18 protein-coding genes and 1 riboswitch are annotated in these 15910 nt (G+C 41.3%); all 18 genes read left to right on the top strand.

Features of this window, described 5'->3' with window-relative positions:
- The first annotated feature begins 252 nt into the window (after nt 1-252).
- The 18 genes from UFO1_RS18855 (at nt 253) to UFO1_RS25320 (ending at nt 15496) form a co-directional block, all read left to right on the top strand.
- Nucleotides 253-1722 carry an FTR1 family protein gene (locus UFO1_RS18855; RefSeq protein ID WP_038673402.1) on the top strand — a complete coding sequence of 490 codons (1470 nt, stop codon included), beginning with the start codon at nt 253-255 and terminating at the stop codon, nt 1720-1722.
- A gap of 36 nt (nt 1723-1758) precedes the next feature.
- A complete protein-coding gene (locus UFO1_RS24145) occupies nt 1759-2517 on the top strand; it encodes a hypothetical protein (protein ID WP_051789014.1) in 759 nt (252 codons plus the stop codon).
- A 342-nt stretch (nt 2518-2859) separates the two neighbouring features.
- Nucleotides 2860-4638 (top strand): sulfite exporter TauE/SafE family protein, encoded by a 1779-nt coding sequence (locus tag UFO1_RS18845; RefSeq protein WP_038673401.1) that lies wholly within the window; start codon nt 2860-2862, stop codon nt 4636-4638.
- Nucleotides 4639-5088: 450 nt separating this feature from the next.
- A complete protein-coding gene (locus tag UFO1_RS25490; RefSeq protein WP_173406231.1) occupies nt 5089-5229 on the top strand; it encodes a hypothetical protein in 141 nt (46 codons plus the stop codon).
- A gap of 18 nt (nt 5230-5247) precedes the next feature.
- Nucleotides 5248-5508: a DUF2933 domain-containing protein gene (locus tag UFO1_RS18840; RefSeq protein WP_038673399.1), complete on the top strand. Its 261-nt coding sequence runs from the start codon at nt 5248-5250 to the stop codon at nt 5506-5508.
- Nucleotides 5509-5557: 49 nt separating this feature from the next.
- Nucleotides 5558-5752 carry a hypothetical protein gene (locus UFO1_RS18835; RefSeq protein WP_038673396.1) on the top strand — a complete coding sequence of 65 codons (195 nt, stop codon included), beginning with the start codon at nt 5558-5560 and terminating at the stop codon, nt 5750-5752.
- 84 nt (nt 5753-5836) lie between these two features.
- Nucleotides 5837-6271 carry a hypothetical protein gene (locus tag UFO1_RS18830; protein WP_038673394.1) on the top strand — a complete coding sequence of 145 codons (435 nt, stop codon included), beginning with the start codon at nt 5837-5839 and terminating at the stop codon, nt 6269-6271.
- A gap of 223 nt (nt 6272-6494) precedes the next feature.
- Nucleotides 6495-7256: a prolipoprotein diacylglyceryl transferase gene (lgt, locus tag UFO1_RS18825; protein WP_038673392.1), complete on the top strand. Its 762-nt coding sequence runs from the start codon at nt 6495-6497 to the stop codon at nt 7254-7256.
- 1 nt (nt 7257) lies between these two features.
- Nucleotides 7258-7911, top strand: coding sequence for an isoprenylcysteine carboxylmethyltransferase family protein (locus UFO1_RS18820; RefSeq protein ID WP_173406230.1), 654 nt, complete (start codon nt 7258-7260; stop codon nt 7909-7911).
- A gap of 81 nt (nt 7912-7992) precedes the next feature.
- Nucleotides 7993-8172, top strand: a riboswitch (cobalamin riboswitch).
- Nucleotides 8173-8429: 257 nt separating this feature from the next.
- Nucleotides 8430-9296, top strand: coding sequence for a sirohydrochlorin cobaltochelatase (locus UFO1_RS18815; RefSeq protein ID WP_051789013.1), 867 nt, complete (start codon nt 8430-8432; stop codon nt 9294-9296).
- A gap of 74 nt (nt 9297-9370) precedes the next feature.
- Nucleotides 9371-10120 carry a hypothetical protein gene (locus tag UFO1_RS18810; protein WP_038673390.1) on the top strand — a complete coding sequence of 250 codons (750 nt, stop codon included), beginning with the start codon at nt 9371-9373 and terminating at the stop codon, nt 10118-10120.
- Nucleotides 10121-10732: 612 nt separating this feature from the next.
- A complete protein-coding gene (locus UFO1_RS18805; RefSeq protein WP_038673389.1) occupies nt 10733-10942 on the top strand; it encodes a heavy-metal-associated domain-containing protein in 210 nt (69 codons plus the stop codon).
- A gap of 266 nt (nt 10943-11208) precedes the next feature.
- On the top strand, nt 11209-11718 hold the full coding sequence (locus UFO1_RS18800; RefSeq protein ID WP_038673386.1) for a DUF6803 family protein: 510 nt from the start codon (nt 11209-11211) through the stop codon (nt 11716-11718).
- Nucleotides 11719-11772: 54 nt separating this feature from the next.
- Nucleotides 11773-11982 carry an N-acetylmuramoyl-L-alanine amidase gene (locus UFO1_RS18795; protein WP_038673384.1) on the top strand — a complete coding sequence of 70 codons (210 nt, stop codon included), beginning with the start codon at nt 11773-11775 and terminating at the stop codon, nt 11980-11982.
- A gap of 54 nt (nt 11983-12036) precedes the next feature.
- A complete protein-coding gene (locus UFO1_RS18790; protein ID WP_038673383.1) occupies nt 12037-12279 on the top strand; it encodes an SHOCT domain-containing protein in 243 nt (80 codons plus the stop codon).
- Nucleotides 12280-12550: 271 nt separating this feature from the next.
- Nucleotides 12551-13303 carry a YgcG family protein gene (locus UFO1_RS18785; RefSeq protein WP_038673382.1) on the top strand — a complete coding sequence of 251 codons (753 nt, stop codon included), beginning with the start codon at nt 12551-12553 and terminating at the stop codon, nt 13301-13303.
- Nucleotides 13304-13463: 160 nt separating this feature from the next.
- Complete coding sequence (locus UFO1_RS18780) at nt 13464-15146, top strand: AarF/ABC1/UbiB kinase family protein (RefSeq protein ID WP_038673380.1); 1683 nt, start codon at nt 13464-13466, stop codon at nt 15144-15146.
- 182 nt (nt 15147-15328) lie between these two features.
- Nucleotides 15329-15496: a hypothetical protein gene (locus UFO1_RS25320; RefSeq protein WP_158442847.1), complete on the top strand. Its 168-nt coding sequence runs from the start codon at nt 15329-15331 to the stop codon at nt 15494-15496.
- Nucleotides 15497-15910: the final 414 nt, after the last annotated feature.

The raw sequence follows: 15910 nt of genomic DNA, 5'->3' as shown, positions 1-15910 counted from the left end.
TTGCAAATGTGACAATGAAAATCATTATCGACTAAAGAGTATGTATTGATGGGTGTCACTCTTGTTATTAATATAGTTCGAGGCTGTAGATATTTTGTCTAAATAGAGAAAGTTCAAGTGGATATAGGTATAGGTTGAATAAAAGATAAATTCAACATTTCAATTGAATGATTTTTATTAGCAAAAGCACGCCAATGTATTAATAATGATTATTAGTATCGGTTATTACATACAACAAAGAAAGGGGAGTTTATGCGAAACCGTTTTTTTCTTTTAGTAATGTTTCTACTTATTTTCATCGTGCCTCTTGGGGCAAATGTTACGAATGCTGCAAGTGATGGTGTTCAGAATATGACCAAGGCAAAACCTTATATCGATCAAGCTCTTATCAAAGCAAAAACAGATCTGGTGTCCTCAAAAAAATCATATGATCAATTTCACGATCAATGGCTTGACATAGAGGATACAGTAAAAGCGGATTCAAAACTTGCTTACCGTGATATCGAAACCCAAATGGGCCAGGTTGAATATGCATTTATGATCAATAAGCAGCAAGATGCATTGACAGCACTTCAGAACTTACAGCAAGTTTTCGAAAAGTATATTCGTGGTCAGTATGAGAAAGGTGTCGATTCGAAAGAAGAAGACGCTACTCTTGCTGAGTTCGTCGAGCTTTTACAGCAAACGAAAGAGAATATTCAAAAGCAGGATCAGGCAAAGTCGCTTGAATCGATAACTAAAGTACGAGAAACATGGTTGAGTGTTGAGGGAAGTGTTGTAGCCCAATCCTCTTCCATCTATAACGATTCGGAAAGGGACATGGTTGTCGTTAATGCCATGATTGCCGATCAAAAGTATGATAATGCGGCAGCCCTTGTAGAGACTATGATCGCCTATCTTACCCCCTTGGCACAAAAATCATCCTATACCTTTTGGGACGCAGCCATGATACCGCTCAGAGAGGGGATGGAAGCATTACTGGTTGTTGGCGCACTGCTTGCTTTTGTCAATAAATCAAAGGATGGCAAAGGTAAGCGTTGGGTCTGGGCCGGTGTTTTTGCTGGGGTAATTGTTAGTGCGATCTTGGCAATCGTCATCAAATTGGTCTTTACCTCTGGTGCGTTTGGGAAAAACAATTTCCTAATAGCAGGGTGGACGGGGATTTTTGCCTCGGTAATGTTGCTTTATATGAGTTACTGGCTTCATAGCAATTCCAATATGGAGGAATGGAACCGGTATATTAAGGGGAAAACCGAAACCGCCTTGAGTACAGGCCGGGTAATATCCTTAGGGGTGCTTTCATTTTTGGCAGTTTTCCGGGAAGGTACTGAGACGGTTCTCTTCATCATTGGAATGATCAATCAAATCAGCACACAAGAGTTGCTCTTTGGGATTTTTGTTGGTTGCGGTATTCTTACGGTCATTGCTTATTTGATGCTATTTGTAGGCGTAAAATTACCCATTCGCCCGTTCTTCCTAGTTTCCAGCGTAGTTGTATTCTACCTATGTGTTAAATTCATGGGACTTGGAGTACATGGCTTACAGTTAGCAGGTATCATACCTGTTTCGAATGCACCGATTCTGCCAACGATTGATTTTCTCGGATTTTTCCCTTCTTGGCAGAGTGCTGTGCCCCAACTGGCAATTGCATTGTTTGCAATCACTTTCTTGATTGTCAACGAGACTCGTAAGAAAAAGAGTAAAATAATTGCTACGAACTAAATACGAACGAATATAAAAAAAATGGAGGCCAATTCATTGAAAACTAATACTTCGAAAAATGCTACATTGTTTGTAATACTTATGCTTCTTACTACCCTTGCGCTGACTGGTTGTGGATCAAAAGGTGTATCCGCTGATAAACAGGAAGCAGCTGCTACGAAATCGACTCAATCTACCGCGGATAAAGTTCCTTCTGACGCCGCAGTAAAAGATGGATTAACCAAATTGTTAAAGACGGCTAGGCAGCTACGTAAAGCTGCTATAGCTGGTGATGAGGCCAAAGTAAAGGAATACGGGCCGAAATTAGAAGAGAACTGGTCTAAGATAGAGGATGGAATTAAACCGAAATATCCTGAAATTTACGAGAAAATTGAAAAGAGTTTGAATCCAATTGTGGCAGGTACAAAGGCTTCATCTTTTGATAAAGATGCTATTTCAAAACTTAATGACCAATTGATACAAGATTTGTATGACCTGGCACAAAAGCTAATTCCAGCTGATCAAGTTAAAAATGGTGCGACACAGTTAATTGGCCTCACTAGTGAATTGAAAAAAGCGATTGATGCGGGAGACCAAGCTAAAATCAAAGAAATGGGTCCAAAATTAGAGGAAATTTGGAGCACCTTCGAGGATGGTGTGAAACCACGTAATGCAGACCTTTATGAGGAAATCGAAAAAAGTCTGAACCCTGAGGTAGCTGGGTCACAAAAAAGTCCGATTGACAAGGAAACTTTGACCAAGTTAAACGATGATTTGGCTCAATCATTGAAAAAATTGGTGCAAAGCTTAAAATAAAAAAAACATGATTAACCAGAGAATGAGTTCGGATAAGCCGGTTCCTTCTCTGGTTTTTCAATTTTATAAAACGGATAGCTTAGGTGAAACAACCTTTTTCTTCGATACTTCTATTTTAAGGATATGAAGGCTAAGGTCGTAAAATAAGCGAGTGATCAAAGAAAAGCTGCCGATTATTTGACAGCTTTTCTTACTTAACCTAATCCGTTTAATTATTGTAATTATGGGAAAAATAGAGCTATTGTTTCTAATTAAGTGTTCTCATTCTATATAACTTAGAGGGAGAATATAATACTTATGATTGGGAGTAGTGATTTGCTATAAAACCAGCGAGGTGAAGAAATGAGTACAATTGCTAAAAAAATTCCAATACAGGATATGCATTGCTCATCCTGCGAAGGGCGAATTGAAAAAGTAATACGAAATGTACAAGGGGTTAAGAAAGTTAGGGCCAGCTATGCTGAGAATATGGTATATATAGAATATGATTCCGTTACATGTAACCCCGAAGAAATCAGTAAGACGATTCGTAATATTGGTTATACCATTGGTTATAGGACTCAGTCAGCGGGCAAATTTAAGAGCGTTGCAGGTATTTTAATCGTCTTTCTAGCTGTACTCCTGTTGGGTAACTATACAGGTAACTTCGATATGGGTTCAAAACTCAAGGGAGAAGTTACCTATTTGGTTTTGTTTATGATTGGGATTTTTACTTCCTTACACTGTGTTGGTATGTGTGGCGGCATCATGTTGTCACAAAGTATAGGTAATGAAGCCAAAGGGAAATTTAAATCATTTCTACCATCGTTACACTATAATATGGGCCGGGTATTAGGTTATACGGTACTTGGCGGCATCGTCGGAGCGATTGGATCTGTTCTTAGCGTGTCAATTGGCTTTATGTCTGGTGTTGCAATCTTTGCCGGTATCTTTATGATAGTTATGGGGCTCAATATGGCTGGATTTAGCATATTTAGGAAGTATCTAAAAATCTCGTTACCTACACATTCGTTAAGCAAAAAAGTAAAGGCTCCTTTTTTGGTTGGACTCCTAAATGGATTGATGCCCTGCGGTCCCCTCCAAACGATGCAGCTTTATGCTTTGGGCACAGGCAGTGTGTTACAGGGGGCTTCGTCCATGCTGGTTTTTGCTCTCGGTACATTGCCGTTAATGCTTTCTTTTGGAACATTGACAAGTCTTTTTAGTAAAGATTCAACAAAACGGATTATGAAATTAAGTGGTGTCCTTGTGATTGTATTAGGCGTCATCATGACGAATCGTGGTTTAGCAATTGCGGGGCTGAATCTTCCCTTTTCGGATTTAACAGCAAAAGGCACTAACGGAACTTCTATGGTAACAAAGGCGCAAATTGATAATGGCGTGCAAACCATCCGCATGTCGGCAAATAATAGAGGCTACACACCAAACGTGTTATATGTGCAAAAAGGTGTCCCGGTAAAATGGATTGTTGACGGTGAACAAATAACCTCCTGTAATAACCAGATCATCATCCCTACTCTAAATAGTAAGAAAAAATTATCTTATGGGGAAAACATCATTGAATTTACGCCACAAGATCAAGACATAAGCTTTAGTTGTTGGATGGGAATGATTCGAGGCGTCATTAAGGTGGTGGATGATGTCAGCGCCATTGATGTTACTAAAGATAAAACATCTGTTGCCTCATCAGTAGGCGGATGCTGCAGTACCGGTGGTACGCAAGTTGAAAGTATCTATGGCGATGATATTGCTAAGGTTTCAACAGAAAGGCTTATTCGTAAAGCCACAATCAGTAATAAGCTACAAACCGTGTCGATAAAAGGTATCGGGTATGAATTTGAACCACTGGTGGTCGTTATCCAAAAACAGACCCTTGCAAAAATCAAAATCGACCTCGCCGAATTTGATAATGCTGTTGGGAACTGGAATATTGTTGATTACAAACAAAAGAAAGTTGTTTCTTCGTTTGCAGGAAAACAAGAAATCAAAGAGATAGACTTTCGGCAAGATGAGGTTGGTACTTTTGGGATTTATAAGGACCGCAAAATTATTGGTGTTATCGAAGTGGTTGATAATCTTGCTACGACTGACCTGGAAAACGTCAGATCAAAATTTTTGTAAACATTTCAAACCAAAGATCTTTTGGATGGCATCCAGTACTTCATAAAATGCTCGTTTGGGCGAGGCAGAGTTCAATTGAACTTTGCCTTTTTATCATATACCACTAAAATTGCCAATATCAGCATACGAGAAAATTGTACTGAGCCGAGTGAATCTAAATCTTCTGTTTCCTTTATATATAGTGCAATAACACTGCCTAGGCATTGCCGAGGCTTTTTTTACGGAATCAGAAAGTATAACACTTTCTTGATTCCAAGTAAGAACGACTAAGGCTTCTGCCTGCGTCTGAGGACTTGGCACAAGCCAAGTCTTTTCTTATGAGAGAATATACGTGCATTTCTTAGTATCTTAAAAAACAGAAGTTCTTCAAGAGTTCTTCACAGGTTCTTCATAACAGCATGGTAAGATAAGGACAATACAAAGTTCATCAGCTAGATGGAGGAATATAGAATGGAAGAAAACAATAAATCGCCGGAAATAATCGAAGGCAGCGTAGAATATACTCCATGGCAAAAGGGAGTGCTGACATTATTGCAATGGGGTGCTTGGGGCACAGTCTTTATAGCAATAGCGATGATTATGCATTCTTAATCAAGGGAGGAAAATAGGATGGATCAATATAAACAAGTGTCTCAAATCAAAGGACAAGAAACCAGCCACGCGCAACATCAGGGCTGCGGTGGTGGTTGGAAGCATATGGTGATGATGATGGTATGCTGCTTGGCTCCCCTCGGTCTGGTTCTGCTGCTCAAACAAAGTGGTTATGAAGGATCAGCCAATTACTTGGTGCTTCTCATGTGTCCGCTGATGCATTTTTTCATGATGAGGAGCATGGGTAAAAAAGCGGAGGATGAAAAGCAATCTAGTTAGTGATTGGTACACTGACATTTTAAATATAAGACGTAAGGAGGAAAGTACTATGGAAGCATTGATTGTTGAAGCATATGAAAAAGCAGATTCAAAACATTTTTTTGCTATTACAACGAAGCTAGAGCGCTTGTTAAAAAAACGCTATTCGCTGTACGACCCGCGTACCTTGATTACCACTGGACAGGTACGGCGGATTTTAGAGCGCAGAGGCCTTTGGTTTCAATATGCTTTGGTGGAAATCTAATTTTGATCTGAGTTACTCACCCTTTGCCTATAACTATAGGCTTAGTTATATTGATAATAAGATTTTGAAGGAGGATAAATAATTATGAAAAAAAGAATGACAAGTTGGATTATGGGTGGGGTTTTTGCTATTTCTGCCGCTGGTTTGCTAATGGGTACTAATGTGGGAAGTGCGGCGGAGAAAATTGCTGACAAACCGCCAGTTATGCAAGGCAAGATGATGCAAAATGGACAAAAGGATAATATGGAAATGATGAATTCGCCTGAAATGCAAAAACAATGCGTGGATATGATGAAAAGCAGTGATATGCAAGAGACAATGAAAGGGATGATGAAGCAGCCAGAAATGCAGGCCACGATGAAGCAAATGCTGGCAAGTGATCCGGAAATGCGGCAGATCATGCGTGACTTGGTTAATTCGATAGACATCAATGACCAAAATGATAATTCGGTTTCGCAGTTCAGTACACCATCTAATGCACCCGATACCGTCGATCATAATGCTCATCACCCATCCTAGTTTATTTGTCCATCTAAGCTGGCGCTATAAAGCGCCAGCTTGGATCATGAAATCGGTGGATTGATAGTAATGACATGACAGATCATCTTGGTTTGCCAGGAGGTCTTTTATATACATGGAGCTGCCCGTATTCCTGCTGGAAGCGGGCATAACTCCACTTGATGGTAGATGAAATTAACGTAGCCTAGAATAGGCGAAGGATATAGAACGGGGGGGAAGGATCATGTATCCCATCTTATTTAGTATTGGTGGTTTGGAATTTCGCGCCTGGGGACTTATGGTAGCTTTAGGAGTATTTGCCGGCTTGTGGCTAGCGACACGCCTAGCAAGAAACAGTGAGTTTTCGGCAGAGCTATTGCAAGAATATGTTTTATATGGTGTAATAGCAGGATTTTTAGGAGCACGCGTTTGGGAAGTTGTCTTCTCTTGGCAAGACTATAGCAGCAATCCTTTGCAGGCGTTGATGTTTTGGCAGGGGGGGCTCTCCATTCAGGGAGCGGTGATAGCCAATTTATTGCTGGCGGGATGGTATTTCCGAAGTAAAGGATTATCCTTCCGGCGTTTTGCCGATATTAGTACACCAGGTCTTATCCTAGGGCAGGCTATTGGGCGTATTGGCTGTTTATTAAACGGTGATGCCTATGGAAAGCCGACAACTGCCTGGTATGGCGTTGTCTATCAGCCGGGAACATCGGCATATCAAGCATGGGGAGCAATGCCATTGGTGCCAGCCGAACTATTTGAGGCTGGGTTTGATCTCATGATTCTAGCCGTCCTACTGTATATATTCCGTCGGAAACAGTTTGATGGACAGGTGGCAATAACCTATTTCATTCTCTATTCCCTGGCCCGATTTGGTTTGGAATTTTTACGTACGGATAGCTTACTATTTGGCGGTCTTAAAGTGGCGCAAATGACGGCGCTGTTAACGGCAATGCTTGCTAGTAGCTTATGGTTGTGGTATCGGAAAGGAGAGACTGAATAACATGTCAGATTATGGACTATGGCCAATTGTGGTCATCAATTCGCTTATCTTTATTATTTTTGCCTTTAGTTTTACTCGTCCGCGTTCTGGTCGGGATTGGCGTTCCTTTGGTACCTTTTCCGCTTTTATTGTAGCGCTATTTGCAGAGATGTATGGTTTTCCTTTGAGTATTTATTTACTTTCCGGGTGGCTGGGGAGCCACTATCCACAAATCAATCTCTTTTCTCATGATGCCGGACACCTTTGGTATACATTGCTGGGACTAACAGGTGATCCCCACCACAATCCTATTCACGAATTAAGTAACTGGTTTATTTTTGGGGGGCTTATCTTTCTTGGTTTTACATGGAGATTTTTGCACAGTGCCCAGCGTAGGGGTGTGATCGCAGTGAATGGTCCTTATGCCTATGTGCGTCATCCTCAATATATTGCTTTTATCGTGATCCTGTTGGGTTTCTTGCTGCAGTGGCCAACGCTGTTAACATTGGCTATGTTCCCTATTCTTGTGCGGATGTATATTTGGTTGGCTAGGCAAGAAGAACGGGAAGCAATGGAACAATTTGGTGAAGACTATGCCGCCTATGCGGCAGTGACTCCACGTTTTTTCCCCAGATTAGGTCGAAGGGGCCTAATTGGGAGTAAGCAGGATAAGTAAAAAGTTTTGATACACGGTTTGTATTGAACAAAAGCTTGACAACGTTAGATATTGATAGTAACTTTAAATAGGATTTTCTTAACTAAATATAGTAAGATAGGTGCCTACGGGCTTAATAGGGAAGTTGGTGTAAATCCAACACGGTCCCGCCGCTGTAAAGGGGAGCAAACCTGCATGATGTCACTGAAATAATAGTTTTGGGAAGGCGCAGGAATGTTACGATCCTAAGTCAGAAGAACTGCCTATTTAATAGTCACCGTTTACCCACGAGCGATGGGGAGGGGATTTAAGTACATGCTGTTGTACAATATTTCATCGTTGCGTTTTTTCGCAGGGATTTTTATCGATATAACTTTGCCTGGCTTATATTACGTCTCCCGTTCTTGGATGGGAGATTATTTTTTTTACGTAGTGTATTGACGATTCCATCTTGGGGAGCGGAAGTTAGTATGTTGCATGAAAATCTACCCCAATATTCATCATTTGGTATTTAGCTATAATAATTGGAGGAATTTATAATGGAAAAAACAGCTAGTACCGTCAACTGTTTGGCGGATAAAAGGGCTATTTTAGTTGTTAGCTTTGGAACTACTTATCTTGATACGTTGAAAATGGCCATTGAAAGTACAGAAAGCAAAATCAGAGTTACCTTCCCTAATTACGAGGTACGTCGGGCGTTTACTTCCCGTATTGTCATTAAGAAATTGGCTGAGCGAGATGGTATTCTAATTGATACGGAAAAGCAAGCGCTTGAAAGATTGCAAGCTGAGGGATATAAAGAAGTATTCATCCAGCCACTATATGTGGCCGCTGCTGAAGAATATGAAAAGTTAAGAGCGGTTTCTGTACATTTTGCTCATACTAAAGTGTTTGATAAGATTACTCTTGGCCGTCCACTTCTTTATTATATGGGACAGAAAGGCAACCCAGACGATTACCTGATTGCCATTAAGGCTGTTGAAACGCAACTACCTAAGTTAAGAGACCAGGAAGCGATAGTGCTTATGGGTCATGGGGGAGTACATCCTGCTAATACTGCTTATGCCGCTTTACAAATAAAATTAGAAGAAGCCGGGTTGAATAATATTTTTGTATATACTGTCGAAGGTTTCCCAGCACTGGATAGCGTTATTGAAAAATTGAAAAGTAAAAAGGTGAAGAACTTGACTTTGTTGCCATTTATGCTGGTAGCTGGCGACCATGCCACTAAAGACATGGCTGGTGATGAAGAAGATTCTGCTAAATCCCAATTACTTAAAGCTGGGTTTAATGTTGATATATATTTCCACGGCTTGGGCGAAAATCTAGCTATCCAGGATATTTATGTACAGCATCTAAAAGATGCTATTGATCAACTGATCGTGCATAAAGCTAAAAAACACTAGTTTTAAACCGGTCATACTATTATGTAATTTCATGAGATAGATGCCTGTGGGCTGAATTAAAGGAGATTAAAAAGATGAATGCCGAAATTGGCGCTATAATTGGGTTAGGTTTTGTACTCGGGCTTAGGCATGCAATCGATTGGGATCATATCGCCGCTATCACCGATTTTATTGGAGCAGAAGATACGAAGAAAAAAAGTTTCTTCTTATCACTTTACTATGTAATGGGTCATGCGTTGGTTAATTTAGTGTTCGGTAGTGCTGCAATTTTACTCGGAAATGTATTACCAGAATGGGTAGATGGAGTTATAGAACGCATTGTTGGGATTATCTTAATTGGTTTGGGCATTTGGTTAATTGTGGCTCTTTTTAATCGGAAGGATGAGCAAGTATTACTTAGTAGATGGACATTGCTTTTTATGGGGATAAGGAAAATATCATATTGGTTAAAATCAAAATTTAAACCAGTAAGTACTCCAGTGCAGCAAGATTTTTCAGTTGACCTGGGTGCTCGTAGTGCTTGCTGTATAGGAATACTTCACGGAATTGGAGGAGAAACTGGAACACAAATCTTATTATTTACTGCGGCCGCAGGAGCTGGTACGGTAGCTTTAGGACTTACAGCCGTGTTAGCATTTATTATTGGTTTATTTATAGCGCAAACTGTGTTAATCCTTCTTCTCTTAAATGGTTATGCACAAGCTGCAAAAAATCCAAAAGTCTATGTAATATTAGCAAGCACTACGGCGTTATATAGTATTGCAGTTGGCATCATTTTCTTAATAGGCCAGAGCGACTTGCTGCCCACTTTAACCCTGACCTAATGTATTGTCTGGGCAGACATTACGTATGGCTGTCTTAGGGGATTACGATTTCCTGGGGCGGAGAAGTAAAAATCATCTCATAAATCACGCTGGCGACTATCACATAATGGCGAAGAGCGAAAGATAGTGATGTTTTCATACTCATAAAAGAACGATCACCATTCCGCTATTGTCTCGGGCACGAAAACCATGTACCTGATCCATTAGCGAAATAGTTCAGGACGTTTTATTTGAAGAGTTTAAAAAAATTACCTATGCAAGACTAGACAAGCTTAAACACCATTAAATAAGTAGTGTCTTGCAGTCAAAGTTCTTCCAGTAAAGCTGCCGGTAAAGGCAGCTTTTTTTGCGGCAGGTGGTAGTGAGTGCTGGTATATTGGCCGCACGGCAACGCCATCTTTTGGGTCACTATAGGGTATTGACTAGATGAAAACATTATCATATACTTAAATTATACTATACGGGGGTATAGTATAAAGAGGGATGAGTATGTGCTAGTAGACAAGGAAAATGATGAATGTTTTAAAACAATTTCACAAATCATGTCCAGAGACCTTTAGAGTGACTTGGTCTTCGGATAAAGCACTACAGGTAAGAGGGGAGGTGAATGAAATGGGTCAAACTGGTGAAACAGTAATAAAAATCGAAGGAATGTCTTGTGGTCATTGTAAGATGGCCGTCGAGAATGCTCTTAAAGAAGTTGCAGGCGTTGCAAGCGCCTATGTTGATTTGGACAGAAAAGAAGCAGTGGTGACAGGTTTTGCCGCGATTGCCGATCTTCATCAAGCGGTAGAAGAGGCTGGCTATGTTGTAGTTGCTTAATAGTTAGGCGGATGCCAGGGATGGCATCCGTTTTATATCTCAACCACGAAAAGAGGTCGTCAGCGATATCAATCGTACGTAAGTTAGATAAGCATTTTAGTGATTGTCACATCATCAAGGAGAGCAGCCTCTGGGTGGGGGCTGAATCTATGTTAGCAGGATGAAATCTGCACAACTTCATAAGTTCTTCATCGTTTCTTCACAAGATCTTCACATTTTATTTGTATAATATCAATATAAGTTTATTAAGGATGGTGTTTATTGTTATGGTTATGACACACTATATGGAATTGCTGGCTGTCAATCAGCCTTGGAATTTAATTTTGTATATGGTGATTCCTGTGGCTCTGGCGGAAGCACTTGTTGCAACTGAATTTTTCACAGTCTTCCTTCGTGGGTCCAATGCTGGTGGATGGAGAACAGCCAATAAGGTGATTGGTATTTTTCTAGGGTTTTACTTTCTAGGCGTCTTTCTCAACTTAACAACCACTGTTGTTCCTACTATTCAGTGGCGCGGCATTGCTGATATACTCGCGGTAGGGGCTTATCTCAGTGGTGTAATTCCGCTGTTTGGTATTGCTTTGTTGGAACTCGGTGTAATCGGCAAGAGCAAATCTGATGATGAAAAGATGAAGCTCCATTTCATTCTATTGACCGTGTTTCTCGTTGTTGCTCACGTAGCCATGATTTTTGGGATGGTTGATCCAACTATTATGGGATGGAATCCCAATGCTGTTGGTGGAAATATGCAACATATGCAACATATGGGACAATAAAAGTTAAAATAATTCGTTAAAAGCAAAGCAGCCCTTCCTGTAGGAGGGGCTGCTTTGCTTTTTGGTCATTTCAGCTTTAGTGCCGGGGAGCATACGAGGGCAAAGGCTGCCTGCATTCACACTAGGTTGGTGGCGGAATTGAACACCTCTGACCGGGGCGTGAAGGAAGCAAATTTTCAGGTGCTCCGAGAAGCAGACTGCCCAGCGGTATTAGTAGAGGTGGCCTTTATCAATTTACATCAAAAACGCACAGTTTCTTCATAAAAACTCCATAATGTTAAGCTATACTAGGATTAATACAAAGGAGGTGCATGAACTATGATGATGGGTTACGGTTTCGGTGGCCCCTTCGGCTGGTTGGGCATGGGCCTAGGAATGCTCGTTCATTTGGCGTTTACCGCTCTTATTATAATGGCAGTGGTTTGGCTATTTAAAACGCTATTCCGTGGCGGCACTACAAATGGGGTCCGGACTGACGCTGTGGAGATATTAAAACAGCGGTACGCCAAAGGGGAAATTACTACTGATGAATATCAGCGCATGAAAAAAGAGCTGGAATAAAACACAAATTCTTTTATAAAGGCTCCTATCATGCCAAAAATGAGCAAAATGGTGATGGGACGGAGAGAACACTAGCACTAAATAATGAGAGAAAAGACCAGGAAAAATCCTGGTCTTTTGATTTAACGGCAGCTCTTTCAATAGTTGGCGAGGAATGTCGTCTTTGTAGACAATTTAAGAAAAAGTAGGAGATATTCATAGGATATTCATGAGTTCTTCATACGGACATTGTACAATAGTGGTAATAGAGGGAAGTGAGGGAGGGGTGGTTATGAAAAAATGGCTGGTGTGGTTGCTGATGGCGGTATATATGGTCATCGGTACGGTAGCTTCGGCGGCGCCTGCCATACCGCCTGCCCCTGCGGGCAGTATATATGTGCAGGATTACGCCGGCGTATTAAGCGGAGAAACCAAGGCGAAGATCAATACACTAGGAGCAAAGATTTCTAGGCAGACCAAGGCACAAGTAGTAGTAGTTACTGTCAATTCGTTGAATGAGGAACCAATTCAAGATTATTCACTAGCGATGCTCAGACAGTGGAAAATCGGCGATAAATCGCTGAATAACGGAGTATTGCTGTTGGTAGCCGTTGGTGATCGAAAGTCTCGTGTCGAGGTAGGGTATGGTTTGGAAGGGGCTTTAAACGACGCCAAGGTCGGGCAGCTTCAAGATGAATACCTTATACTCTATGCTGGGCGTGGTGACTATGATCAGGGAATCTGGAACAGCTATAAAGCTATCATGCGGTTGGTCTCTGCCGAATATGGTATCGTAGCACCGCAAGATGCCCGAGGAACTGCAAAAGTAAGCGGCGACCTTGTTCCGGCATGGTGGGATGGTTTGCCATGGTGGGTGCAAGGGGCGGCTGTTGTAGGGGTTTTTCTTCTATTTATCGCAGATTGGCTACTCCTCGGCGGCAGCATTACCTTTCTCCTATTATCATTGCTCAGGTTGCGTGGTAGTGGGGGCGGAGGATATGGTGGTGGATCAGGGGGCGGCGGCGGAGCGGACCGGAAATGGTAGATTATCGTGCTTAAACATTATACTTACCTTTCATCTAGACAGGCTTGCTAAAGTGGTGGTTAGTGAGTCGGCAGGGAGCATTGCAACGGGACACTGTGTTTGAAAACTCAATCCATAAGGCTATAATGATACTATATAATGTTTTGTAGGCGGTGTGGGAATGGCAACATGGCATAGGGAAGATGCGGTGCGGGCGAGAACCCGTCATATTGCGAGTGTATTTATCAGGTACGGTTTTGGTTTTTTGGTAAGAGATTTGGGATTGCGACGTTTTTTTGCCTTCGGTTCCTGGGGGCGGGCAGGTGCTTTAGACAAGACAATTAAAAGTGAAGAGTTCCGGCGATTGGCACAAAAATTACCGTTGATGTTGGAAGAATTGGGGCCGACGTTTATTAAGCTCGGCCAATTTCTAAGTAGTCGGCCTGATTTTGTGCCAGTATTTGTAACCGATGCCTTACAGCGGCTGCAGGAGCAAGTGACGCCAGTACCGTTTGCGCACATACAAGAAATAATCGCGGAGAACTTGCCGGATTATAAAGAATGGTTTGTATCGATTGATCCGGAGCCATTAGGGGTAGCATCCATTGCTCAGACCCATTTAGCCACCTTACAAGATGGTCGTAAAGTTGCGATCAAAGTCCGTAAGCCAGAGGTTATCAATCAGATCGAACTGGACTTAATGGTGTTGCAAAAAATCGTTGGATTTTTAGCCGAACAGCCCGAAGTGTATAAACTGTTGGATATTGAAAATAGCTTCATGGTTTTTTCCCATTCCCTCCGTAAGGAATTTGATTTTGCTGTGGAAGCCGGTAATATCCAGTTGTTTAGTCGGTTACTGGCCGGGGCGGGTTTGGCTCGTACGCCACAGGTGGAGTGGAGGCTCAGCAATGAGAATATTTTGACGATGGAATTTATTGATGGCATAAGTATCGAGGAAGCGGCAGGGAAACTAGATTTGGCGGCTCGACGGAAACTAGCCAGCAAATTTTTAGAAAGTTTTCTGCGCCAGGTGTTATTGTATGGTGTCTTCCACGGCGACCCTCATTCCGGGAATATTCGTCTGACCCCTGCAGGTGAAATTGTATATCTGGATTTCGGTATCGTTGGGCGTACTGATCCGCGTATGACCGAACGATTAGTGGAAAACTTCACTGCGATACAGAATAGCGATGTGGAAGCGTTGATGAATGTGGCGCTTGAGATGGGACAATCTTCGGGACATACCAACTGGCAAAATTATTATGAGGATATGGCTGAACTGCTTTTCGTGTCTCAGGGGATGACCCAGGGCAAACTGGAGATAGGAAAAATGATTTTTGGCATGATGCAAGTTTCGCAAAAGCATGGTATCCGCATGCCGGAACGGTTACTGCTGCTAGGTAAAGCATTTGCTCTGGCTGAAGGGAATGCGCGAAAAATTGACCCAAACGTCAACTTTTTGGAGATTGCCCGGCCGATTATTGAAGAATTCTTACATAAGAATCTTCTGGTGCGACCTAGTGAGACGGTGGTTTTGGCAAATGCCCTTGCCACGAAGAAAAAGTTACGGATTGTGTTCAGCGAGTTACCATCTTTTCTTTCGGGGATGATCCGCGGCGAAAAGAAAATTCCCTTGACCATTAGTGGTATTGAATTTATCGGAGAAAAGCTGGACAAGTCTATTAATCGTATTTCCTATAGCTTGATCATTGCCAGTATGTTTCTAACATCGGCTATTATGATGCACTCAGGAGCGGGACCAATTCAAGCACAAATCCATCACACTGGCTATTATCTGTTATTGGTAGCACTCGGAGGCACGCTATATTTATTCTTTCGCATTTTTCGTCAGATGAAAAAATAGCTTCATAGGAATCTTCAATGAGTTTTAGAAAAGATATTCATAAATTATTCACCTTCTTTTGGCAATATAAGGGCCATATTTAAAAGATCACAATAAATTCATATGTTTTTCAATAGAAATTCATATGAATTCGGTATTATATGATGTAATGGAAAATAAATTTGAGGAAGTGAACGAAGATAATGATGGCCTGGATGTATAAAGCGATTTTTCGGTATAGCCCAGACGATAAAGTTGATACAATAGAACTATTAAAAGCAGGGATATACTATGGTGAAATTACCAATGAAGAGTATCAGCGGGTGAAGGAAATACTAAATAAAAAGAACATGCTTTCCTTACATTCATAGTCCGACGTGTGACCGCGATTTTTTTATTAGGTTGCAGGAGATTGTCGTCAAAGACTTAGCTATCCAAGTTACCTATCGTAAAAATTTAGCGAAGAACGTAGATGTTGTACTTCACTATAAGAATCTAGATGTGACTGGCGACCAAATAAAAGATACTTTGAATGTTGAGTGCTAAAAACAAAGAGGCTCTGGCTGAAAACCGAGTCTCAATTTTTTATCGTCACGTTAGTGGTCTTGGCTAGGTTCAATGACAATGCCACCACCTTCTGCGCATTTTCAATAACTAAAGTGTTACTAACAAATAGTAAGATACCGGGCTATAGTACTTTTTAACTGAAATAATTCACCAGCCCATACAAATTTTACGGGATCTTCATAAAAAATTCATACTTTTTTGGTATAGTGGTTATATCC

It is taken from the genome of Pelosinus sp. UFO1, from assembly GCF_000725345.1.
GTDB lineage: Bacteria > Bacillota > Negativicutes > DSM-13327 > DSM-13327 > Pelosinus.
The sequence above is the reverse complement of the archived record's forward strand: the minus strand, read 5'-3'. Positions and strand labels throughout refer to the sequence as shown.